Origin of the sequence: Streptomyces sp. NPDC003035 (assembly GCF_042888285.1) — a bacterium.
Lineage (GTDB): Bacteria > Actinomycetota > Actinomycetes > Streptomycetales > Streptomycetaceae > Streptomyces.
The window spans coordinates 616,086-635,903 of the sequence record NZ_JBIAPJ010000004.1; the positions used below are offsets into that span (position 1 = coordinate 616,086).

21 protein-coding genes and 1 tRNA gene are annotated in these 19,818 nt (G+C 71.8%); 7 read left to right on the forward strand and 15 right to left on the reverse strand.

Annotated features, from left to right (window positions below; translation table 11 throughout):
- Positions 1 to 225: 225 nt before the first annotated feature.
- The 4 genes from ACFYV5_RS16095 to ACFYV5_RS16110 form a co-directional block, all read right to left on the reverse strand.
- Positions 226 to 313 (reverse strand) — tRNA-Ser (locus ACFYV5_RS16095).
- A gap of 56 nt (positions 314 to 369) precedes the next feature.
- Complete coding sequence (gene tadA / locus ACFYV5_RS16100; protein ID WP_355111006.1) at positions 370 to 798, reverse strand: tRNA adenosine(34) deaminase TadA; 429 nt, start codon at positions 796 to 798, stop codon at positions 370 to 372.
- Between the two features lie 131 nt (positions 799 to 929).
- Complete coding sequence (locus ACFYV5_RS16105; RefSeq protein ID WP_355110870.1) at positions 930 to 1,460, reverse strand: hypothetical protein; 531 nt, start codon at positions 1,458 to 1,460, stop codon at positions 930 to 932.
- A 216-nt stretch (positions 1,461 to 1,676) separates the two neighbouring features.
- Positions 1,677 to 1,874 (reverse strand): hypothetical protein, encoded by a 198-nt coding sequence (locus ACFYV5_RS16110; RefSeq protein ID WP_355110872.1) that lies wholly within the window; start codon positions 1,872 to 1,874, stop codon positions 1,677 to 1,679.
- Between the two features lie 87 nt (positions 1,875 to 1,961).
- Between ACFYV5_RS16110 and upp the strand changes: the two genes are divergently transcribed.
- A complete protein-coding gene (gene upp, locus ACFYV5_RS16115; protein ID WP_355110873.1) occupies positions 1,962 to 2,597 on the forward strand; it encodes a uracil phosphoribosyltransferase in 636 nt (211 codons plus the stop codon).
- A gap of 13 nt (positions 2,598 to 2,610) precedes the next feature.
- Here upp and ACFYV5_RS16120 read toward each other — a convergent pair whose 3' ends face one another.
- Together ACFYV5_RS16120 and ACFYV5_RS16125 are read right to left on the reverse strand one after the other, a co-directional pair.
- The gene (locus ACFYV5_RS16120) at positions 2,611 to 3,240 is read right to left on the reverse strand and encodes a LytR C-terminal domain-containing protein (protein ID WP_355110875.1); all 630 of its coding nucleotides are present in this window, start codon (positions 3,238 to 3,240) and stop codon (positions 2,611 to 2,613) included.
- A gap of 175 nt (positions 3,241 to 3,415) precedes the next feature.
- The gene (locus tag ACFYV5_RS16125; RefSeq protein ID WP_009067182.1) at positions 3,416 to 3,712 is read right to left on the reverse strand and encodes a type II toxin-antitoxin system VapB family antitoxin; all 297 of its coding nucleotides are present in this window, start codon (positions 3,710 to 3,712) and stop codon (positions 3,416 to 3,418) included.
- A gap of 97 nt (positions 3,713 to 3,809) precedes the next feature.
- On the opposite strand from ACFYV5_RS16125, the gene ACFYV5_RS16130 reads away from it, so the two are divergent.
- A complete protein-coding gene (locus tag ACFYV5_RS16130) occupies positions 3,810 to 5,372 on the forward strand; it encodes a helicase HerA-like domain-containing protein (RefSeq protein WP_389168788.1) in 1,563 nt (520 codons plus the stop codon).
- A gap of 99 nt (positions 5,373 to 5,471) precedes the next feature.
- On the opposite strand, the gene ACFYV5_RS16135 is transcribed toward ACFYV5_RS16130, so the two are convergent.
- The 3 genes from ACFYV5_RS16135 to ACFYV5_RS16145 form a co-directional block, all read right to left on the reverse strand.
- Positions 5,472 to 7,034 (reverse strand): M28 family metallopeptidase, encoded by a 1,563-nt coding sequence (locus ACFYV5_RS16135; protein WP_355110879.1) that lies wholly within the window; start codon positions 7,032 to 7,034, stop codon positions 5,472 to 5,474.
- A 115-nt stretch (positions 7,035 to 7,149) separates the two neighbouring features.
- Positions 7,150 to 7,743 carry an HhH-GPD-type base excision DNA repair protein gene (locus ACFYV5_RS16140; RefSeq protein WP_389168789.1) on the reverse strand — a complete coding sequence of 198 codons (594 nt, stop codon included), beginning with the start codon at positions 7,741 to 7,743 and terminating at the stop codon, positions 7,150 to 7,152.
- Between the two features lie 88 nt (positions 7,744 to 7,831).
- Positions 7,832 to 8,407 carry an RBBP9/YdeN family alpha/beta hydrolase gene (locus ACFYV5_RS16145; protein WP_389168791.1) on the reverse strand — a complete coding sequence of 192 codons (576 nt, stop codon included), beginning with the start codon at positions 8,405 to 8,407 and terminating at the stop codon, positions 7,832 to 7,834.
- 51 nt (positions 8,408 to 8,458) lie between these two features.
- Here ACFYV5_RS16145 and ACFYV5_RS16150 point away from each other — a divergent pair, with 51 nt between their 5' ends.
- Positions 8,459 to 9,523: an erythromycin esterase family protein gene (locus ACFYV5_RS16150; RefSeq protein ID WP_389168793.1), complete on the forward strand. Its 1,065-nt coding sequence runs from the start codon at positions 8,459 to 8,461 to the stop codon at positions 9,521 to 9,523.
- Between the two features lie 10 nt (positions 9,524 to 9,533).
- Here the strand turns inward: ACFYV5_RS16150 and ACFYV5_RS16155 are convergent, their stop codons facing one another.
- Positions 9,534 to 11,804, reverse strand: coding sequence for an ATP-binding cassette domain-containing protein (locus ACFYV5_RS16155; RefSeq protein ID WP_389168795.1), 2,271 nt, complete (start codon positions 11,802 to 11,804; stop codon positions 9,534 to 9,536).
- Positions 11,805 to 11,911: 107 nt separating this feature from the next.
- Between ACFYV5_RS16155 and ACFYV5_RS16160 the strand changes: the two genes are divergently transcribed.
- Positions 11,912 to 12,709, forward strand: a complete 798-nt coding sequence (locus ACFYV5_RS16160; RefSeq protein ID WP_389168797.1) for a TetR/AcrR family transcriptional regulator — start codon at positions 11,912 to 11,914, stop codon at positions 12,707 to 12,709.
- Here the strand turns inward: ACFYV5_RS16160 and ACFYV5_RS16165 are convergent.
- Positions 12,669 to 13,229, reverse strand: coding sequence for a TetR/AcrR family transcriptional regulator (locus ACFYV5_RS16165; protein ID WP_389168799.1), 561 nt, complete (start codon positions 13,227 to 13,229; stop codon positions 12,669 to 12,671). The two genes, ACFYV5_RS16160 and ACFYV5_RS16165, sit on opposite strands and share 41 nt — an antisense overlap.
- A gap of 300 nt (positions 13,230 to 13,529) precedes the next feature.
- On the opposite strand from ACFYV5_RS16165, the gene wrbA reads away from it, so the two are divergent.
- Together wrbA and ACFYV5_RS16175 are read left to right on the forward strand one after the other, a co-directional pair.
- Entirely contained in the window at positions 13,530 to 14,138 is a 609-nt protein-coding gene (gene wrbA / locus ACFYV5_RS16170) for an NAD(P)H:quinone oxidoreductase (RefSeq protein WP_355110892.1), read from the forward strand.
- Positions 14,139 to 14,271: 133 nt separating this feature from the next.
- The gene (locus ACFYV5_RS16175; RefSeq protein ID WP_389168801.1) at positions 14,272 to 14,865 is read left to right on the forward strand and encodes a rhodanese-like domain-containing protein; all 594 of its coding nucleotides are present in this window, start codon (positions 14,272 to 14,274) and stop codon (positions 14,863 to 14,865) included.
- 6 nt (positions 14,866 to 14,871) lie between these two features.
- Here the strand turns inward: ACFYV5_RS16175 and ACFYV5_RS16180 are convergent, their stop codons facing one another.
- The gene (locus ACFYV5_RS16180; protein WP_389168803.1) at positions 14,872 to 15,549 is read right to left on the reverse strand and encodes a TetR/AcrR family transcriptional regulator; all 678 of its coding nucleotides are present in this window, start codon (positions 15,547 to 15,549) and stop codon (positions 14,872 to 14,874) included.
- 64 nt (positions 15,550 to 15,613) lie between these two features.
- Between ACFYV5_RS16180 and ACFYV5_RS16185 the strand changes: the two genes are divergently transcribed.
- Entirely contained in the window at positions 15,614 to 17,044 is a 1,431-nt protein-coding gene (locus ACFYV5_RS16185) for a DHA2 family efflux MFS transporter permease subunit (RefSeq protein ID WP_389168804.1), read from the forward strand.
- Positions 17,045 to 17,112: 68 nt separating this feature from the next.
- On the opposite strand, the gene ACFYV5_RS16190 is transcribed toward ACFYV5_RS16185, so the two are convergent.
- From ACFYV5_RS16190 to ACFYV5_RS16200, 3 genes are all read right to left on the reverse strand, one after another.
- Positions 17,113 to 17,538 (reverse strand): YciI family protein, encoded by a 426-nt coding sequence (locus ACFYV5_RS16190; protein WP_355110900.1) that lies wholly within the window; start codon positions 17,536 to 17,538, stop codon positions 17,113 to 17,115.
- Between the two features lie 107 nt (positions 17,539 to 17,645).
- A complete protein-coding gene (locus ACFYV5_RS16195; RefSeq protein WP_389168964.1) occupies positions 17,646 to 18,398 on the reverse strand; it encodes an ATP-grasp domain-containing protein in 753 nt (250 codons plus the stop codon).
- 76 nt (positions 18,399 to 18,474) lie between these two features.
- Complete coding sequence (locus ACFYV5_RS16200) at positions 18,475 to 19,803, reverse strand: winged helix DNA-binding domain-containing protein (protein ID WP_389168806.1); 1,329 nt, start codon at positions 19,801 to 19,803, stop codon at positions 18,475 to 18,477.
- Positions 19,804 to 19,818 lie beyond the last annotated feature (15 nt).

The following is a 19,818-nucleotide window of genomic DNA, read 5'->3' on the forward strand; positions in this document are numbered from 1 at the left end:
ACCAAGGACCCGGAGATCGGGGCCTTTTGCCGACCACCGGAAGGGTGACGGCGGAGCAGGATGGATGTCGAGCCCGGCGGACCTGGCGGAGCCCGCGGGGCCGAGGAACCGGTAGCGAACTCCTGTCCCTGCACGGACCGTTGCGGGGACCGTTGCACGGACCATCCGGATCTCTACGCAAAACACCCCGCTGAGCTGCATTCCTGCAGTTCAGCGGGGTGTTACTGGCGGTAGCGGAGGGATTTGAACCCTCGGTGACTTGCGCCACACTCGCTTTCGAGGCGAGCTCCTTCGGCCGCTCGGACACGCTACCGAGAGAGAGCTTAGCCCAAAGAGGCCCCGGCGATGAAATCCGTATCGCCGCGGAGGTCAGCGGGCTCGGAAGAAGGCCGTGAGCTGCGCCGAGCACTCCTCGGCGAGGACGCCGTGGATCACCTCGGGGCGGTGGTTCAGCCGTCGGTCCCGTACGAGATCCCAGAGCGAACCGGCGGCGCCCGCCTTCTCGTCGAGCGCGCCGAAGACCACCCGGTCGACCCGGGACTGCACGAGCGCGCCGGCGCACATCACGCAGGGCTCCAGGGTCACGACGAGCGTGCAGCCGGTCAGCCGCCACTCGCCGGTCTTCGCCGCGGCCCGGCGCAGGGCCAGGATCTCGGCGTGGGCCGTCGGGTCGCCGGTCGCCTCGCGCTCGTTGTGGCCGACGGCGAGGACCGTGCCGTCCGGGGACAGCACGACCGCGCCGACCGGTACGTCACCGGCCGGCACGGCCTGCTCGGCCTCCGCGAGGGCGAGCCGCATGGTCTCCCGCCAGGGATCCCGTACGGGATCGGGCGTCCGATCCGGTACGGGACCGGGGCCGGGCCCTGGGGCAGGCCCGGGGTCGGGGATGGACACAGGGTCGGGTACGGGGTCGGGTACTGCTTCGGTCACTAGCGAACGGTCTCCAGCACCTCCGCGGCGCCCAGCGCGTCCGCGATCTCCGCCAGCGCGTCGCTCTCGAGCGCCAGCAGCTCCTTCTCCGCCAGGCCGAGGTCCGCGAGGATCAGCCTGTCGCCGACCGGGGCGGCCGGTACCGCGTCGGCGGCCGGACCCGTGGGCTCCTCGTCCTCGCGGTCCAGAGGCTCGCCGTCCTCCGTGCCGTCGAGGTCCAGCGCGTCCAGGTCGGCCGTGTCGTCGTCCTGGTCGTCACCGAGGAGCTCCTTGGTGAGGATCTCCCCGTACGAGGAGCGGGCGGCGGCCGCCCCGTCCGACACGTAGATGCGAGGGTCGTCCTCGCCCTCGACGCGGAGAAGGCCGAACCAGGCGTCCTCCTGTTCGATGAAGACGATGACCGTGTCGTCGTCGACCGAGGCCTCGCGGGCCAGTTCGATCAGATCCGACAGGGTCTCCACATCGTCGATCTCTGTGTCGCTCGCTTCCCACCCGTCTTCGGTGCGCGCGAGCAGTGCGGCCAAGTACACCGTGACTCTCCCACTGATCAGAGGTGTGACGATTTGGCGGTGCCCTCCTGGCGCCCCGCCCAATCGGCATCGTGGCAGAAACAGTCGCTTCAGGAGAGGTCTTCGGCTCTTGCGTCGTGCATCAGTCTGTCGAGACGGTGAACGGACGGGCGCGCCGCACCGGCGCACGGCCCCGGCGCACAGGCGGCGCACACGCGTCGGCGGGCGCGGCGACCCTCACCAGCGGAAGGTCCGCATCCGCATGGCCTGGCGCATCCTGGCCGCCCGCGCGCGCCGGGGCTGGACGCGCTCGCGCAGCGCCTTCGCCTCGTGCAGCTCGCGCAGGAACTGGGCGCGGCGCCTGCGGCGCTCCGCGTCCGTCTCCGGCGGCGTCTCGCCGCGTCCTGCGTCTGCCGGGTCTGCCGGGTCGGGCATGGGCCACACCACCCCACGACTGGGTCCTGTGCCACCACCTTCCCTCCACGGCGTAGGTTGATGCCAGTGCGGGCTACTGTGGGAGCCATGCGTCTCCACGTCGTCGATCACCCGCTGGTCGCCCACAAGCTCACCACGCTGCGCGACAAGCGCACGGACTCCCCGACCTTCCGCCGTCTCGCCGACGAGCTGGTCACCCTGCTCGCCTACGAGGCCACCAGGGACGTGCGTACGGAGCAGGTCGACATCGAGACCCCCGTCACGCCCACGACCGGCGTGAAGCTGTCGTACCCGCGGCCGCTGGTGGTCCCGATCCTCCGCGCCGGCCTCGGGATGCTCGACGGCATGGTGCGGCTCCTGCCGACCGCCGAGGTCGGTTTCCTCGGCATGATCCGTAACGAGGAGACGCTGGAGGCGTCGACCTACGCGACGCGGATGCCGGAGGACCTCTCGGGCCGCCAGGTGTACGTCCTGGACCCGATGCTGGCCACGGGCGGCACGCTCGTCGCGGCGATCCAGGAGCTGATCAAGCGCGGCGCGGACGATGTGACCGCCGTCGTGCTGCTCGCCGCCCCGGAGGGCGTCGAGATCATGGAGCGCGAGCTGGCGGGCACGCCGGTGACCGTCGTGACCGCCTCGGTCGACGAGCGTCTCAACGAGAGCGGCTACATCGTGCCGGGCCTCGGTGACGCGGGCGACCGCATGTACGGGACCGCCGACTAGCCGGGCGGGTACGTCAGCACTTACCGGTGGGCGCGGGCTTGGGCTTGTTGAGAGCGACCAGGGCCGCGTCCGCCGTCGTCTTCGGGTCCAGGTTCTTGAAGGCGGTCCCGATGATGAGGTCCACGTCCGCCGTGGCGCGGGTGTCCGTCTTGGTCGTGGCGGCCTTCAGCTGCGTGCCGAGGACGGAGAAGGCGCCCTTGGTGGCGCCGGGGGCGCCGAGCAGGAGTCCGGCGCCGGGGACCTTCTTGTCGTACGCGGGGGGCGCGTTGCCGACCTTGCCGATGGTGAAGCCGCGCTTCTTGAGCTCGTCGGCGGTCGACTTCGCGAGGCCGCTGCGCGGGGTCGCGTTGTAGACGTTCACCGTGATCTGACCGGGCTTGGGCAGCGCGGCGACGGGCGCCGTCGTCGCCTTGACGACCGGTTTGCAGTCGGCGCCGCGACCGGCCGTCGTCCTCGTGTCGTCGCCGCCGGTGAAGACGTCGACGAGCTGCAGCGTTCCCCACCCGGCCGCGCCGAGCAGGACCACGGCGGCCCCGGCTGCGACGACGATCCTGCGCCGACTGCGGGGGCGGCGCATGCGCGGGTATGTGTCGCCCGTGATGCGGTATTTTCCGCCCATTCCGGGGGGAGTGAGCATGCTCATGGACGCAGCGTAATGCCGCTGGTCGAGGATGCCTACTGGATGATCATGTGATCGCGTCCGGATGGGCGGGAAGTGCCCCCGAAAGGATCAGTCGCCGGGGTTCGGCGGTTCCGCGTCGGCGGTTCGGCGGTTCTGCGCCGGGCGGTTCGGCGGTCCTGCGTCCGACGCCCTGCGGTCAGTCCATCTCCAGGACGCGGGCGTGCAGCACCTGTCGCTGCTGGAGCGCCGCGCGCACCGCGCGGTGCAGCCCGTCCTCGAGGTAGAGATCGCCCCGCCACTTCACGACGTGCGCGAAGAGGTCGCCGTAGAAGGTGGAGTCCTCGGCGAGCAGCGTCTCCAGGTCCAGCTGGCCCTTGGTGGTGACCAGCTGATCGAGGCGGACCGGGCGCGGGGCGACGTCCGCCCACTGCCGGGTGCTTTCCCGGCCGTGGTCGGGATACGGCCGGCCGTTTCCGATGCGCTTGAAGATCACACGGAAAGCCTACCGGGCAAGCGGCTACCGGCGCAGCCACGCGCACCCGATGGGATGCTGGGGCAAACCTCGACAAACCCGGAATTGGGGTCCCCTGATGAGCGTGAGCGAACAGTCTCCGGCGGGCGAGATCGCGGCGGGGTACGGCTTCACCGGAGCCGCACTCGATCTGGGGGCTCTGCTCTGGGACGGGACGGTTCACCCGGATGCGCGGATCCGCATCCCCCTCCCGATGCTGAACCGCCACGGTCTGGTCGCCGGCGCGACCGGCACGGGCAAGACGAAGACGCTCCAGCTCATCGCCGAGCAGCTGTCGGCGAACGGCGTGCCCGTCTTCCTCGCCGACATCAAGGGGGACGTCTCCGGGATCGCGGCGCCGGGCCAGGCGGGCGAGAAGGTCCGCGAGCGGGCCGGGCAGGTGGGGCAGGAGTGGGCGGCGAAGGGTTTCCCCTGCGAGTTCTACGCGCTCGGGGGCATCGGTCCCGGCATCCCGGTGCGGGCGACGGTCACCAGCTTCGGTCCCGTACTGCTGTCGAAGGTGCTCCAGCTCAACCGGACGCAGGAGCAGTCGCTGGGCCTGATCTTCCACTACGCGGACTCCAAGGGTCTGGAGCTGGTGGACCTGAAGGACCTGCGGGCGGTGGTGGCCTTCCTGGTCTCGGACACCGGGAAGGCCGAGCTGAAGGGGATCGGCGGGCTCTCGACGGTGACGGCCGGGGTGATCCTGCGGTCGATCACGGCGTTCGAACAGGAGGGCGCGGGCGGGTTCTTCGGGGAGCCGGAGTTCGACACGGCCGAGTTCCTGCGGACGGCGCCGGCGCCGGACGGGCGCGGGGTGGTGTCCGTACTGGAACTGCCGGCGGTGCAGGACAAGCCGCAGCTCTTCTCGACGTTCCTGATGTGGCTGCTGGCGGATCTGTACGGGGATCTGCCGGAGGTGGGGGACCTGGAGAAACCGAAGCTGGTGTTCTTCTTCGACGAGGCGCATCTGCTGTTCAAGGGGGCGTCGAAGGCGTTCCTGGAGTCGATCACGCAGACGGTGCGGTTGATCCGCTCGAAGGGGGTCGGCGTCTTCTTCGTGACCCAGACGCCGAAGGACGTGCCGTCGGACGTGCTGGCGCAGCTGGGTAACCGGGTGCAGCACGCGCTGCGGGCGTTCACGCCGGACGACGCGAAGGCGCTGAAGGCGACGGTACGGACGTTCCCGGACTCGGCGTACGACCTGGAGGAGGTCCTGACGGGCCTGGGGACGGGCGAGGCGGTGGTGACCGTGCTGAGCGAGTCGGGCGCGCCGACGCCGGTGGCGGCGACCCGGCTGCGGGCGCCGGAGTCGCTGATGGGCCCGATCGGGGCGGAGGCGCTGGAGGCGGCGGTGAAGGGGTCATCGCTGTACGGGCGGTACGCGGAGGCGGTGGACCGGGAGTCGGCGTACGAGAAGCTGACGGCGGAGCAGCGGGCGGCGGAGGCGAAGGCGGAGGAGGCGGCGGCGCCGCGCGAGGAGCGCGGTGAGGAGAGCCGTCGGGAGAGCCGTGAGGAGCCTTCGCTCGCCGAGAAGGTGGTCGGGAGCGGGGTCTTCTCGTCGCTGGCGCGGTCGATCGGGACGCAGCTGGGCCGTGAGATCACCCGGTCGATCTTCGGCACGGCCCGGCGACGGAGGTAGGGCCCGGGGCGGGGGTCCCCCGCCCGTCGCGGGAGTGGGACCGCCCCCGGCCGCGTGGTGCAGGCCGGGGGCGGGGTGGGGCCGAGGAGCTGGAAGGGGCTACTCCGTGACCTCGTGGTCGTGGCCGTCGTGGAGGCCGCCGCCGCTGCCGGCGTCGCCGTCCGTCGGGACCGAGACGACCGGCTTCTTCAGGGAGCTGATGTCGTGGGCGTACGTGCCCACCGCGTTGGCGATGATGTCGATGTTGGCGTCGAAGGCCGTCATGTTGATGTTCGACAGGTCGTCACCGGCCGCGTGGTAGTTCACGTCGTACGCGACACCCGCCGTCCCGCCGAACTTGGCCGCCTGCGCGGCCGTCTTGATGCCCTCGGCACCCGTGAAGGTGCCGCCCGACGGGATGCCGATCTCGATGAACGGGCCGTAGTCCGAGCGGCCCGTGAAGTCGGTGCCCTCGTGCGGGAGGCCCTGCTTGTCCATGAACTCGTTGATGTCGCGCTCGAGCTGGGCGGAGCCCTCCGGTCCTGCGCCCGCGCCGACGTTGTCCGAGTTGTCGCCGTCGTACACGAACAGGCCGTAGTTCGGCGAGGCGATCATGTCGAAGTTGAGGTAGAGCTTCACCTCCTTCTTGTCGAGCGCGCTCATGTTCGCGACGTAGTGCTCGGAGCCGAGCAGGCCGTTCTCCTCGGCCGACCACCACGCGAAGCGGACCTTGTTGTGGACCTTCGCCTTCGACTCGGCCAGTTCCAGGGCGGCCTGGAGGAGACCGGCGGAGCCTGAGCCGTTGTCGTTGATGCCGGGGCCGGCGGAGACGGAGTCGAGGTGCGCGCCGAGCATCACGGTGTTGGCGGCGTTGCCGCCCTTCGTCTCCGCGATGACGTTGTTGGTGGAGCGCGTCTCCTGGAGCTGGCGGATCTCGAAGGAGAGGTTGACCGGGCCCTTGGCCAGGTCCGCGGCGAGCTTCTCGCCCTCGGCCTTGCTGACGCCACCGGTCGGGATCTTGCCGGCCGCCGGGTCGCCGAGCGTGCCGGAGAGCGTGCCGTCGGTGTTGTTGTAGATGATCGCGCCCGCGGCGCCCGCCGCCGCGGCGTTCTGCTGCTTCACCGCGAAGGTGCAGCCACCGCGCTTGATCAGGGCGATCTTGCCGGTGAAGGCCGAGGAGGCGAAGTCGCCCGGCTCGCAGCCGGTGGTGCCGTCGGCGTCGACCGGGACGGCCGCCAGGTCGGCCTTGATGCCGCCGACCGGGGTCGACTTGGTGTAGGTCATCGCCGCGATCACGAGGTCGCGGGGCGCCGGCGATATGACGGACGCCTTCTCGGCGAGCGTCTCGGTGTAGATGAAGTCGAACTTCTGGTACGAGACGTTGTAGCCGGCCTTCTTGAGCTGCTGGTACACGTACGCCGCCGAGGCGTCGTGTCCGAGCGAGCCGGCCGCGCGGTGCCCGCCGGCCGAGTCGGCGATCGCCTGGAACTGCTGCAGGTGCTTGTAGGCGCCCTGGGCGGACGTCTCACGGACCAGCTTCTTCGCCAGCTTCGCGGCGTCCCGGGCGGGCTTGGCCCCGGGGTCCGAAGTGGCGGTGGCGGGAGAGGCGGCGGCCAGCAGGAGCGGGGTGGCGAGTGCGGCTGCGGCCAGGGTGGCCGCGGCTCTGCGAGAGGATGCGTTCACAGAGGTCCTTCCCGAAATGAACGAGGTTGAGGGGAAGCTAGCGATCTCGGGTGCTTCCTGTGAACAGTTGCGCGACAATTCCTGTCGGGTTGAGCAGGATTGATATCCAGACCGTTCAATTACCGGATGATTTGGCCGCTTTTGCGGCGCGCTTCGCCTCCTGCTTGAAGGCCCGCACCTTCGCCAGCGACTCCGGCCCGGTGATGTCGGCGGCCGAACGGTACGCGCCGGCCTCGCCGTACGCGCCCGCCGCCTCCCGCCAGCCCTCGGGGCGTACGCCGTACCGCTTGCCGAGCAGCGCGAGGAAGATCTGCGCCTTCTGCACCCCGAAGCCGGGCAGCGCCTTCAGCCTGGCCAGCAGCTCCTTCCCGGTCGCCGCGTCCGCCCAGACGGCCTCGGCGTCACCGCCGTACTCGTCGACGAGGAACTGGCACAGCTGCTGGATCCGCTTCGCCATCGAGCCGGGATAGCGGTGCACGGCGGGCTTCTCGGAGAGCAGCGCGCCGAAGGCCTCGGGGTCGTACGTGGCGATCTGCCCCGCGTCGAGATCGTCCGTGCCGAGCCGCTGCGCGATCGTGTACGGCCCGGAGAACGCCCACTCCATGGGGACCTGCTGGTCGAGCAGCATGCCGACGAGCGCGGCGAGCGGGGAGCGGCCGAGCAGCTCGTCGGCCTCGGGCTGTTGGGCGAGGTGGATCTCGGTGGTCATGGACCGATGATCTCGCCGGGGAAGGGGTGGTGCACGGCCGGTCACCCTCCGCCCGCCTCCATATGGGGGTACGCCGTCCAGGCGGCCCCTACCGAGGGCCCACTCGCGTCGCCGGGTCCTCGCACCACCGGAGGACCGACGGCCACTCGCCGTACCCGGAGTCCGGGGTGAGGTGTCCGCCGCCCGGGACGAGGTCCGAGTCGAGGCCGAGCGGGATGCCGTAGGGCACGTCGGCGCCCTCGGGGCAGTACGGGTCCCCGGCGGCGTACACCAGCCGGGCCGGCGCCTTCAGCCGTACGACGGAGAGGTCGAGCCCCTCGGCGAAGCCGGCGATCTCGGGGATCGAGGCCGTCACGGCGGGGGAGGGCGGGGCGACGAGCAGGACCCGGTCGACGGGGAGGTCGTCCGGGGTGCGGGTCGCCGCGTGCAGCCAGAGGAGGACGGAGAGGCTGTGGGCGACGACCACGAACCCGCCGTCGGCGGGCGGCTCCAGGTGCTCGCGCAGAGCGGCCAGCCAGTCGTCCAGGACCGGTGCGTCCGGCTCGGGGAGCTGGGGGTAGCGCACCTCGTGGCCGCGCTCGGCGAGGCGGCCGGCGAGCCAGTGGTGCCAGTGGCCGGGCGGGCGGTGGTTCTGGAAGCCGTGGAGGAGGAGGAAGGTCGTCATGGGCGTGATCGTGCGATGTGGGGGCCGGGCGGGTCCAGGTAGTTTCGGGGGATGGACGGTTTACGGGAGTTCGGCGCGGCCCTCGCGGGCGTACGGGTCGTCGGTCTTGGGGAATCGACGCACGGCACGGCCGAGTTCTTCCGGCTCAAGCACCGGCTGATCGAGTTTCTCGTCGTCGAGCACGGCTTCCGTACGGTCGCGATGGAGGCGAGCGCCTCGGCGGCCCCGGCGGTCGACGCGTACGTACGGCGGGGCGAGGGCGAGGGGGCCGCCGTGCTGGCCGGGCTCGGCTTCTGGACCTGGCGGACCCGGGAGGTGCTCGACATGATCGAGTGGATGCGGGCGTACAACCGGGGGCGCCCGGCGGACGACCAGGTCGGGTTCGCCGGGATCGATCCGCAGCGGTGCGGGGCGTCGGTGGCGTACTTCGGGGAGCGGGGGCGCGGTCTCTCGGTCCTCGCGGAAGCGCACCCGGGGCAGCATCCGGAACTCCGGGACGTCCTGATGCCGGCGGCGGAGGCGGTGGCCGCCGGGGCCACGGAGCCGGAGGCCGTACGGCACGCGCGGATCCTGGTGCGGGCGGCGGACCTGGTGACGCGGGAGCGGTCCGAGGTGTACGCGGCGCGAGACGGGTACATGGCCGACGCCGTCGACGAGCTCCTGCCCGGTACGGACGCGGGTGTCGCGCTGTGGGCGCACAACGGTCATGTGGCCACGGTCGGTGCGGCGCTCGGCGCGCACCTCCGCGAGCGGTACGGCTCCGCGTACTACGCCCTCGGGCTCGTCTTCGGTCAGGGTGCCTTCCGGGCGCGGCGGAGGTGGCCGGGGCCGTGGGGGCCGCCGGTGCGGCGGCCCTCGCGGGTGGCCGTGAACCGTATCGGGCCCGCGCCGGAAGGCACCCTGGAGGCGTTCCTCGCGGCGCGGGACCCGGGGGCGCACGTCCTTGATCTGCGGAGCACGGGTGAACCGTGGGCCCGGGAGACCCTGATGACCCGGACCCACGGCGCGTACGTCTCCCGCTGGGTCTACCGCCGCAACCTCACCCCGACGGTTCCGGCGGAGGCGTACGACGGCCTGGCGTACGTACCGGTCTCGACACCTTCGCAGCCGCTGTAGCGGGCGGGCCTCAGGCGCCCACGTACGCCTTGAGGTGGCGTGCCGTCAGGGTGTCGCCCTTCTCGACCAGTTCGGCCGGGGTGCCCTCGAAGACGATCCGGCCGCCGTCGTGGCCCGCGCCCGGGCCCAGGTCGATCAGCCAGTCGGCGTGGGCCATGACCGCCTGGTGGTGCTCGATCACCACGACCGTGTTGCCTGCCTCGACGAGCCGGTCCAGGAGGGCCAGGAGCTGGTCGACGTCGGCCAGGTGGAGGCCCGTGGTCGGCTCGTCGAGGACGTAGACCGCGCCCTTCTCGGCCATGTGGATCGCCAGCTTCAGGCGCTGGCGCTCGCCGCCCGAGAGGGTGTTCAGGGGCTGGCCGAGCCGGAGGTAGCCGAGGCCGACGTCGTTCAGGCGGCCGAGGATCGTCCGCGCCTGGCCCTTCGCCGTGAAGAAGTCGTACGCCTCCTCGATCGACATCGACAGGACCTCGTGGATGTTCTTCCCGTCGAGAGTGTAGGAGAGCACGTCACTGGTGAAGCGCCTGCCCTCGCACTCCTCGCAGACCGAGGCGACGCCCGCCATCATCGCCAGGTCGGTGTAGACGAGCCCGAGCCCGTTGCACGTCGGGCACGCGCCCTCCGAATTGGCGCTGAAGAGCGCCGCCTTGACGCCGTTGGCCTTGGCGAAGGCGGTACGGATCGGGTTCAGCAGTCCCGTGTACGTCGCCGGGTTCGAGCGGCGCGAGCCGCGGATCGGGGACTGGTCGGCGACGACGACGCCCTCCCGGCCCGGCAGGTTCCCGTGGATGAGGGAGGACTTGCCGGAGCCGGCCACGCCCGTGACGACTGTCAGGACGCCCGTCGGGATCTGGACGCTCACGTTCCGGAGGTTGTGCTGGTTCGCCCCCTCGATGGAGAGCGAGCCGGTCCGGGGCCGTACCTCGGGGCGCAGCTTCGCCCGGTGGGCGAGGTGGTCGCCGGTCAGCGTCCCGGAGGTGCGCAGGCCGGGCACGTCGCCGGAGTAGCAGATCTCGCCGCCCGCCGAGCCGGCCCGCGGGCCCAGGTCCACCACGTGGTCGGCGATCTCGATGACTTCCGGCTTGTGCTCCACGACCAGGACGGTGTTGCCCTTGTCGCGCAGCCGCAGCAGCAGGTCGTTCATGCGCTGGATGTCGTGCGGGTGCAGTCCGGTGGTGGGCTCGTCGAAGACGTAGGTGACATCGGTGAGCGAGGAGCCGAGGTGGCGCACCATCTTCACGCGCTGCGCCTCGCCGCCCGAGAGCGTGCCGGAGGCCCGGTCCAGGCTCAGATAGCCGAGGCCGATCTCGACGAGGGAGTCGAGGAGTTCGCGCAGGTTGGCGAGGAGCGGGGCGACGGAGGGGTCCTCGATCCGGCGGACGAACTCCGCCAGGTCGCTGATCTGCATCGCCGAGCACTCGGCGATGTTCACGCCGTCGATACGGGAGGAGAGCGCCGCCCGGGTGAGGCGGGTGCCCTCGCACTCGGGGCAGGCACGGAAGACGACGGCCCGGTCGACGAAGGCGCGGATGTGGGCCTGCATGGCGTCGCGGTCCTTGGCGAGCATGGTCCGCTGGACCTTCACCACCAGGCCCTCGTAGGTGAAGTTGTTGCTGCCGACCTTCACCTTGACCTGGGGCTTGTGCAGGAAGTCCGCCCACTCCTCCTCGGTGAAGTCCTGCAGCTTCTTGTCGGGGTCGTAGAAGCCGGAGTTGGCCATGATCTGCCAGTACCAGGAGTCCACGGCGAAGTTGGGGACGGTGATCGCGCCCTCGTTGAGGGACTTGGTCCGGTCGACGAGCTGGTCGACGTCGATGTCGGAGACCTCGCCGACGCCCTCGCAGCGCGGACACATGCCCTCGGGGAGGTTGAAGCTGAAGGCGCCGGAGGTGCCGATGTGCGGGGTCCCGAGGCGGCTGAAGACGATGCGCAGCATCGTGTACGCGTCGGTCGCCGTGCCCACGGTGGACCGGGAGTTGGCGCCCATCCGCTCCTGGTCGACGACGATCGCGGCGCTGAGGTTGTGGAGTCCGTCCACGTCCGGCCGGCCGAGGCTCGGCATGAAGGACTGGAGGAAGGCGCTGTAGGTCTCGTTGATGAGGCGCTGCGACTCGGCGGCGATGGTGCCGAAGACGAGGGAGGACTTCCCGGAGCCGGAGACACCGGTGAAGACGGTGAGGCGGCGCTTGGGGAGGTCGACGGAGACGTCCTTGAGGTTGTTCTCCCGGGCTCCACGGACCTGGATGACGTGGTGGCTGTCCGCTGCGGCGGGGGTGGTCATGTGTGCGCCTCCGATGGTGATCCCAATCTCCGTACACGGTACTTTATACGGCGTACGAAGTAGTCGGATTTTTCTGAGCTGGATCCTGACCTGCGAAAATGGGTGGCATGGCGAAGGAGCGAAGCAGCGGCGCGGGCGATCCGGCGCGGACCCTGGAGCTGCTGTGGCGGGAGGGCGCGGCGGTGCCGGGGAGCCGGCGCGGGCCCCGGCAGGGGCTGACCGTCGACGCGGTCGTCGACGCGGCCATCGGTCTGGCCGACGAGGGCGGACTCGACGCGCTCACCATGCGCGCGGTCGCCCAGCGCCTCGGCGTGACCCCGATGACGCTCTACACGTACGTCCCGGGCAAGGCCGAGCTGCTCGATCTGATGCTGGACACGGTCTTTCTGCGGATGCCGCGGGCCGCCTTCACGGCGGACGAGCCCTGGCGGGAGCGGGTGACGGCGGTCGCCGACGCCAACCGCGCGCTGTATCTGCGCCACCCGTGGCTGGCGGAGCTGCGCGTCCACCGGCCGCCGCTCGGCCCGGGGGTGATGACGAAGTACGAGCACGAACTCGGCGCCTTGGAGGGCGTCGGGCTCGACGAGGTGGCCATGGACTCGGCGCTGACGCACGTCCTCGGCTTCGTCCAGTCCGTGGCGCGGACGGAGTTGGACGCGCGGGCGGTGGAGCGGGAGAGCGTGCTGTCCGACCACGAGTGGTGGGCCGCGCACGAGCCGCTCCTGAACCGGATGCTCGACCCGGACCGCTTCCCGCTGGCGTCACGGGTGGGCGAGGCGTCGGCCGTGGCGTACCAGGGCCTGTACGACGCCGGTCATGCCTACGCCTTCGGCCTCGCCCGCGTACTGGACGGGCTGGCGGCGCTCATCGCCCGAGGCGCAGCAGCTCGTCGAGCCCTGCCTTGAGCTCGCCGGCGGAGATCTTCCGCTCGACCGACAGGTGGTGCATGAGGCTCGGCGAGAACGGCGCGAGCAGGAGGTGGGCGAGGAGCGCGCTGTTCGCCTCGGGCCGCAGCCGGCCGAGCAGCACGGCGACGTGCGTGTGCATGGCGAGGTACGCGCCGCTCGTGTAGCGCGCGCTGGGGGCGGCGGCCTGGGCGGCGAGCAGGAGTTCGCGCTGCTCGATGACCCGGTCGACGAGGGCGTCGAGGAAGGCGTGCAGCCGCTCGTCGTCGGGTGCGCCGGGTCCGAGCGGGGGCGGCCCGCTCAGGTACGCCTCCTGGAACTGCCGCTCCCGGTCGTCGAGGAGGGCCCACAGGAGCTGGGACACGTCGCCGAAGCGGCGGTAGACGGTGCCGACGCCGATGCCGCTGGCGTGGGCGACCTGATTCATGGTGACGGCCTCGGGCCCCACCTCGGCGACGATCCGCGCGGCCGCGTCAAGAATCTTCCGCCGATTCCGGGCGGCATCGGCCCGCTCGGGCACGGCACGCCCGGCGACAGGGAGAAGGGTGACCCCGGGAAGGGCCTGCGGTGCGGGTCCTTGCTGTTGCGCTCCCGTACCGGGACCTGTTTGTGGTCCTGCTCCCGGACCTGCTTCCGATCCCGGCTTCTTCGCGTTCATCTCGCCCGCCTGCCCTTCGTCCAAGCCCCCTCGGTCCGCCCGTGACACGAGCATAACGGAGCGCTATCCGGTTCTTCATTGCTTCCTCTTGCAAAGTGGATCCGTATCCGCTTAGAGTCTGACTCGTTGAACCGGAACAGAATCCGCTTAAGGGGCCTCGTCATGTCCGTCAAGGTTGCTGTCATCTACTACTCGGCCACGGGGAACGTGCACGAGCTCGCCCAGGCCGTTGCCGAAGGTGCCGAGAAGGCTGGTGCGGAGGTTCGGCTGCGGCGGGTGCCCGAGCTCGCGCCCGATGCCGCCATCGATGCGAACCCGGCCTGGCGCGCCCATGTCGACGCCACCGGTGACGTCGAGATCGCCACGCTCGACGACGTCGAGTGGGCCGACGCCTACGCCTTCGGGTCGCCCACCCGGTTCGGCAACGTCGCCGCGCAGCTGAAGCAGTTCATCGACACGACCGGCGGACTGTGGCAGCGGGGCGTCACGGCCGACAAGGCGGCGACCGCCTTCACCAGCGCCCACAACGTGCACGGCGGCAACGAGTCGACGCTGCTCGCGCTCTACAACACCTTCCACCACTGGGGCTCGGTCATCGTCTCGCCCGGCTTCACCGACCCGGCGGTCTACGCGGCGGGTGGCAACCCCTACGGCACGGCGCACCCGGGGGCGAACGGCGCCCCGGAGGAGAACGTGCTGCAGGCCGCGCGCTACCAGGGTGAGCGGCTCACGAAGATCGCCAAGCGGCTGAAGGGCCTCGCGGTCGACTGAACCGGTCGGTTCTGCCCGATCAAGGCCGGGACTCCGTACGAGACGGGGTCCCGGCCCTTCTTCGTCCTCCCGTCGCGCCGGGTACCTTCTTTCCCGTACGGGGGTCCGTCGACGAGCAGAGAAGGCGCCCGCCATGAACCCTGCCCCCACACCCGACTCCCTCGACGCCGACCAGGTCCGGGCTCGCCTCGACGACCTGACCGTCGTCGACGTCCGTACCCCGGCCGAGTACGCGTCGGGGCACCTGCCCGGTGCGCTCAACGTGCCGCTCGACCGGCTCGGCCGGGCCCTGCCCGCGCTCCAGGAGGCGGCCGGGCGCGGCGAGGTGCTGATCGTCTGCCAGTCGGGGAGCCGGTCCGCCGCCGCCCGCGCACAGCTCTCCGCGCGCGGCGTGCCCACGCTCGACCTGGCCGGCGGCACCAGCGACTGGGCGGCGCGCGGCCACGAGCTGGTCCGTCCGGCGGGCGGACCGGCGAAGCCGGTGTGGGCGATGGAGCGCCAGGTGCGCCTCGCCGCGGGCTCGCTCGTCCTGATCGGCCTGGCCCTGGGCCTGCTCCTGCACCCCGCCTGGCAGCTGCTGTCGGCCGGCATCGCCGGCGGGCTCGTCTTCTCGGCGCTCACGAACACCTGCGGCATGGCCGTGGTGCTCGGGAAGCTCCCGTACAACCGGGGAACGGCGGCCGGGGCCGGTCTCGACGCGACGCTGGAGCGGCTGCGGCGCGGCTAGGCGCGGTTAGGCCCCGTCAGATCCTGTGCCGGGCACGGAAGTTCCGTACCGGCCGAGGAACATGTCGACCCCCTCGCGTACGAGGCGCTCGGTGAGATCCTCGCTCAGCTCGGTGCCGTACTGGTCGAAGACCATCTGCGGGAAGACCAGGAGCGAGTAGAGCTGGATGACCGCCACCTCCAGGTCCGGGATCTCCAGCCGGCCCCGGTCCGCGAGCGTGCGCAGGGCGTCGGCGACCGCGGGGTGGTGGCCGGCCGGGCCGTGTTCGCGCCAGGCGCGGCCCAGTTCGGGGAAGCGGTGGAGCTCGGCCGCGACGAGGGTGCGCAGCGCGCGGACCTCGTCGTTCTCGCGGACGGCCCGGACCCAGGCGTGGGCGGCGCGGACGAACGCGGCGCGCAGGTCGTCGGCGTCGGCCAGGCCCGCGAGGTCCGGGCCGGCGTCGTCGGCGCCGGCCCGCAGCGGCTCGTCGAGCGCGCCCGCGACGACGGCGGTGAAGAGCGCTTCCTTGCTGCCGAAGTGGTTGTAGACGGTCACCTTGGAGACGCCCGCCTCGGCGGCGATGGCGTCCATGCCGACCCCGAAGCCCTCGCGGAGGAAGAGGCCGCGGGCGGCGTGCACGATGGCCTCCCGCTTGCGGGCGGCGCGGGGCCCGGTGGGTGCGGGCTTGGAGGTCCGGTCGCTCATGATCCGACCCTACCGAAACACCTGTACCGTTGAGTTCAATTGAACTGAACGGTACAGTTCATGTATGACTCATGCCGAGACCCGTGCGCACCACCACCCCCCTGCCCACGCTCACCCCCGCCGCTGGACCGCCCTCGCGCTGATCTGCGTGGCCCAGTTCATGCTGATCCTCGACGTCACGGTCGTGAACGTCGCCCTGCCGCGGATGGCCGCCGACCTCGACCTCGCCCGCGCCTCCCTGACCTGGGTGGTCACCGCGTACACCCTCTGCTTCGGCGGCCTCATGCTGCTCGGCGGCCGGCTCGCGGACGCCCTCGGCGCCCGCCGCACCCTCCTCACCGGGCTCGCCCTGTTCACCGCCGCGTCCCTGGTGTCCGGCCTCGCCGTGAACGCCCCGATGCTGATCGGCGGCCGCATCGCCCAGGGCGTCGGCGCCGCGCTGCTCTCCCCGGCCGCGCTCGCCCTGGTCACGACCTCCTTCCACGGCGCCGAACGCGCCAAGGCCCTCGGCGTGTGGGCCGCCATCGGCGGCACCGGCTCCGCCGTCGGCGTGCTGCTCGGTGGCGCGCTGACCGACGGACCGGGCTGGCCCTGGATCTTCTACGTCAACGTCCCGGTCGGCCTCGCCCTGCTGGCCGCCCTCCCGGTGATCGTGCCCGCCTCGGTCCGCACACCCGCCCGCCTCGACGTCCCGGGCGCGCTGCTGGTCACGGCCGCCACCGGCTCCTTCATCTACGGCCTGGTACAGGCGGGCGACACCGGCTGGGCCTCCCCGGCCACGCTGGTGCCCCTGCTCGGCTCGGTCCTCCTGTACGGGATCTTCGCCGCGGTCGAACGGGCGAGCCGCGCCCCGCTGATGGACCTGCGGATGTTCACCCGGCGCCCGGTCCTCGCGGGCTCGTTCCTGATGCTCGTCGCGACCGCGCTGCTGATCGCCTTCTTCTTCCTCGGCTCGGTCCAGCTCCAGCGGCTCCACGGCTTCAGCGCCTTCCGCACGGGTCTGGTCTTCCTCCCGGTGGCCGTCACCACGGCCATCGGCGCGCACCTCGCCTCCCGCCTGGTGGGCTCGGTGGGCCCCCGCGCCTGCGCGACCGTCGGCATGACGATCGCGGCCCTCGGCTGCCTCCCGCTCGCCCTTGTCACCCCCGGCACCAACGCCTGGGCCACGCTCCTGCCGGCTCTCTCGGTCGCCTCGCTCGGCCTGGGCGCGGTCTTCGTCACGGCCACCACCACGGCCCTGGGCCTGATCGCCCCGCACGAGGCCGGCCTCGCCTCGGGCATCGTCAACACCTTCCACGAGGTGGGCGGCTCGATCGGCGTGGCCCTTGTCTCCACCCTCGCGGCGACGAGCATCCAGGGCCCACCCGGCACGACGACCGGCTTCACGGCGGCCTTCACCCTCTGCACGGCCCTTGCCACGGCGGCGGCCCTGGCCGCCCCGGCCTTCGTCCCCCACGGCAAGCCCCGCACGTCGGGCGGGCCGCACGTTCACTGACCGAGCCGGCACGCCCTCGTGCGCAGGTAATGGCGCTCCGCCACTGGTGTGCGGCGGGTCGCTCACGTTCAGGAGGTGAAGAGCTCGGACTCGGGGCGCTCGTCGATCTGCCGGATCACCACCGGGTACTCCGGCGCACCGGCCGGCTGCGGGCACCGCGCCACGCGCGCCGCGATCTCGGTGACCCGCTCCAGGCTCGCGCAGTCGAGCACCCAGTACCCGGCGAGCAGCTCCTTCGTCTCCCCGTACGGCCCGTCCGTGATCACCGGCCGGCCGTCCTTGTCGACGCTCACGAACCGGGTCCGCGCCGGTTCGACGAGCCCCTGCGCGTCGACGAGCTCACCCGACTCGGCGAGGTCGTTGTTGATCGCCTCCATGTGCTCGAACATCGCCTTCAGGTCCTGCTCGCTCCAGACCGGGCTCTGCGCGGAGCCCTTGCCGGTCATGGCCTCGTAGTCGACCTGGGCGCCCTGCACCATGACGAGGTACTTCATGTCGTCCTCCGTGGTTCGTGGTTTCTCGACTGCCTTTCACAGGGGACGTCGGAGCAGGGAGCCGATTCTCGACACCTCGCGGGGGCCGTTCCGAATTCTTCTCGGATTCACCCGCGGGAACCACGGTCGAATCCCGCGCCCCGTGGCCCTGTCCCTGACGGGCGCAGGAAGCGGCGGTCCCGTTCCGTCACGTCGCGCAGCGGACCGGCCGCGCGCAGGACGACGTCCAGGACGCCGTCGGGCTCGGCCGCGTAGCTGTGCGCGAACCATGGCATGTTCGCCTCCACCACAGCCCACCGCTCCAGGCCGGTGACCTGGTCCCTCACCAGGCCGACGTCGACCGCGACCGCGCTCGGCAGCGAGTCGCCGGCCGCCGCGAGGAGGTGCTCCCCGAAGTCCCGGGCCCCGGCCGCGAGAGGACCGGTGTCCAGGCGGCCGTACACGGCGTACCGGCTCCCCGTGACGATCCCGCCGTCGAGTGCGAACAACCGGTACTCGGCGGCGAAGCTCACCACGTCCGAGACGAGGACCGCGGTGTCCGGCGGCAGCCGTCCCGGCGCCCCCTGCGCGAGCCGCCCGCCGTCCTCGTACACGGCGGGCGGGAACGACTTGTCGCCCGGCGGCTTCACGAACGCGGGGCACCGCAGGCTCGCCCGGGCGTCGCCCATGGTCGTCAGGGTGACGCGGCGGGCGGTGAACTCCTCCGGGAGGTCTGCGAGCCAGGCGTCCGCCGGTTCGAGCAGGCCCAGGCCGAACGACGCGGCGATCCGGTCGGCCAGCAGCGGCCCGCCGTACCAGTGGTGCGCCGGCTGCCCGGGCGCGAGCGGCGCGGGCGGACCGTCCAGGGCCCGTACCCCCATGCCCCGGCGCGCGGCCGCCTCGGACAGCAGGAGCGTCGTGGACGTGCGCTGCGGCGAGGTCAGCAGCACCGTCGTCTCACCCACCGGCAGCCTCCCGGGCAACCACGCCGGTCGTGCCTCCGGCGGCGTCCGCAGCTGTGCCCCCGCCCGACAGCTCCCTCTCCAGTGGCGAGCGGAAGCGGGGTGTCACCCGTACGTCCCCCACCCAGCCCGCCAGCCGCTCCGCCTCCGCCGCGATGGCCGCCCTGCCCTCCGCGCCCACGTCGGAGAGCAGCCGGTGGACGAACTCGCCGTCCGGGCGCTGGGCCCACACACCGACGACCCGGCCGTTCCACCACACCGTCGGGCCGATGTTCCCGCTGCGGTCGTACAGCAGCGGCTTGTGGGCCGGGTCCACGTACCAGTCGCGGTGCAGCCAGCCCATCGCCGTCGGGTCCAGCGCGGGCAGCAGCGCCGCCCACGGCTCGGGATCCGGTACGCGATCCGGTACGGGATCGGTGTCGTCCGGCAGGACGTACCCCGTGCCCTCCGCCAGCTCCACCGCTTCCGCGCCGAGCGCCGCCAGCGCTTTGCGGACGTCGGAGACCCTCCAGCCGGTCCACCACTTCAGATCGGCCTCGGTCCCCGGCCCGAACGTCGCAAGCCACCGCCGTACGAGCTCGGCATGCGCGTCCTCGTCGCCCGGATCGGGGCGTTCCGGGGTCAGCGTCCAGCGGAAGCGGCTGGAGGTCCAGGTGCCCTGCGGCCGGCCGCGGGCGATCCGGCCCTCCATGCCGAGGACCCGCAGCAGCCGGCTGGAGAGCGGCTGGTTCCCCTCCTGGCGCGTGCCGACCCCGTACACGTACTGCACGCGCAGCCGCTGGACGGCCTGGCCCAGCTCGGCGCCGGTGGCCTCGCCCCGGGCCGCCAGCTCCGCGGTCAGCAGGCGCTCGGTCTCCGCCAGCCACTCCTCGTCGTACGCGCTGCCCTTGCGCAGGTCCTTGAGCAGCATGGCGCGCTCGCGGGTGGCGACGTCACGCGTGGTGGAGGCGTGCACGGCGGGCACGAGGTCGGTCGGGAAGACGAAGATCGTGTGCCGCATCCCGTGCATCCGGGTCAGCGACCGGTCCTCGTACAGGGCCCGTTCCACCTCCCGTACCGGCCCTTCGACGCCCGCCTTTCCGCTCAGCCGCGCCCCCACGGAGAGGAACACGCTCGCCGGGTCGGTCGCGTGCAGGGCCACCAGCGACCCCGCCACCTCTTCCACGCTCGTCGCCCGCGCCGCCCCGGCCAGCCGGTGCCGTACGGCGAGCCGGGCCCTGCGCTCGTCCGCATCGATACGGCGCTTCCTGCCGGTCCCTGTGTGAGCGCCGGCGGCCCCCGTGCGAGCCCTGCCCGTCCCTGTACTGACCTTGTCGATCCCCATGCGGGCAAGCATGGA

Excerpts from the sequence above, each read along its gene's own strand:
- tadA (WP_355111006.1), bottom strand. The coding sequence starts at position 798 with ATGCGGCTCGCCCTCGCGGAGGCCGAGCAGGCCGTGCCGGCCGGTGAC.
- ACFYV5_RS16110 (WP_355110872.1), bottom strand. The coding sequence starts at position 1,874 with ATGCCCGACCCGGCAGACCCGGCAGACGCAGGACGCGGCGAGACGCCG.
- upp (WP_355110873.1), top strand. The coding sequence starts at position 1,962 with ATGCGTCTCCACGTCGTCGATCACCCGCTGGTCGCCCACAAGCTCACC.
- ACFYV5_RS16120 (WP_355110875.1), bottom strand. The coding sequence starts at position 3,240 with ATGAGCATGCTCACTCCCCCCGGAATGGGCGGAAAATACCGCATCACG.
- ACFYV5_RS16130 (WP_389168788.1), top strand. The coding sequence starts at position 3,810 with ATGAGCGTGAGCGAACAGTCTCCGGCGGGCGAGATCGCGGCGGGGTAC.
- ACFYV5_RS16140 (WP_389168789.1), bottom strand. The coding sequence starts at position 7,743 with ATGACCACCGAGATCCACCTCGCCCAACAGCCCGAGGCCGACGAGCTG.
- ACFYV5_RS16145 (WP_389168791.1), bottom strand. The coding sequence starts at position 8,407 with ATGACGACCTTCCTCCTCCTCCACGGCTTCCAGAACCACCGCCCGCCC.
- ACFYV5_RS16150 (WP_389168793.1), top strand. The coding sequence starts at position 8,459 with ATGGACGGTTTACGGGAGTTCGGCGCGGCCCTCGCGGGCGTACGGGTC.
- ACFYV5_RS16155 (WP_389168795.1), bottom strand. The coding sequence starts at position 11,804 with ATGACCACCCCCGCCGCAGCGGACAGCCACCACGTCATCCAGGTCCGT.
- ACFYV5_RS16160 (WP_389168797.1), top strand. The coding sequence starts at position 11,912 with ATGGCGAAGGAGCGAAGCAGCGGCGCGGGCGATCCGGCGCGGACCCTG.
- wrbA (WP_355110892.1), top strand. The coding sequence starts at position 13,530 with ATGTCCGTCAAGGTTGCTGTCATCTACTACTCGGCCACGGGGAACGTG.
- ACFYV5_RS16175 (WP_389168801.1), top strand. The coding sequence starts at position 14,272 with ATGAACCCTGCCCCCACACCCGACTCCCTCGACGCCGACCAGGTCCGG.
- ACFYV5_RS16180 (WP_389168803.1), bottom strand. The coding sequence starts at position 15,549 with ATGAGCGACCGGACCTCCAAGCCCGCACCCACCGGGCCCCGCGCCGCC.
- ACFYV5_RS16185 (WP_389168804.1), top strand. The coding sequence starts at position 15,614 with ATGACTCATGCCGAGACCCGTGCGCACCACCACCCCCCTGCCCACGCT.
- ACFYV5_RS16190 (WP_355110900.1), bottom strand. The coding sequence starts at position 17,538 with ATGAAGTACCTCGTCATGGTGCAGGGCGCCCAGGTCGACTACGAGGCC.
- ACFYV5_RS16195 (WP_389168964.1), bottom strand. The coding sequence starts at position 18,398 with ATGGGGGTACGGGCCCTGGACGGTCCGCCCGCGCCGCTCGCGCCCGGG.
- ACFYV5_RS16200 (WP_389168806.1), bottom strand. The coding sequence starts at position 19,803 with ATGGGGATCGACAAGGTCAGTACAGGGACGGGCAGGGCTCGCACGGGG.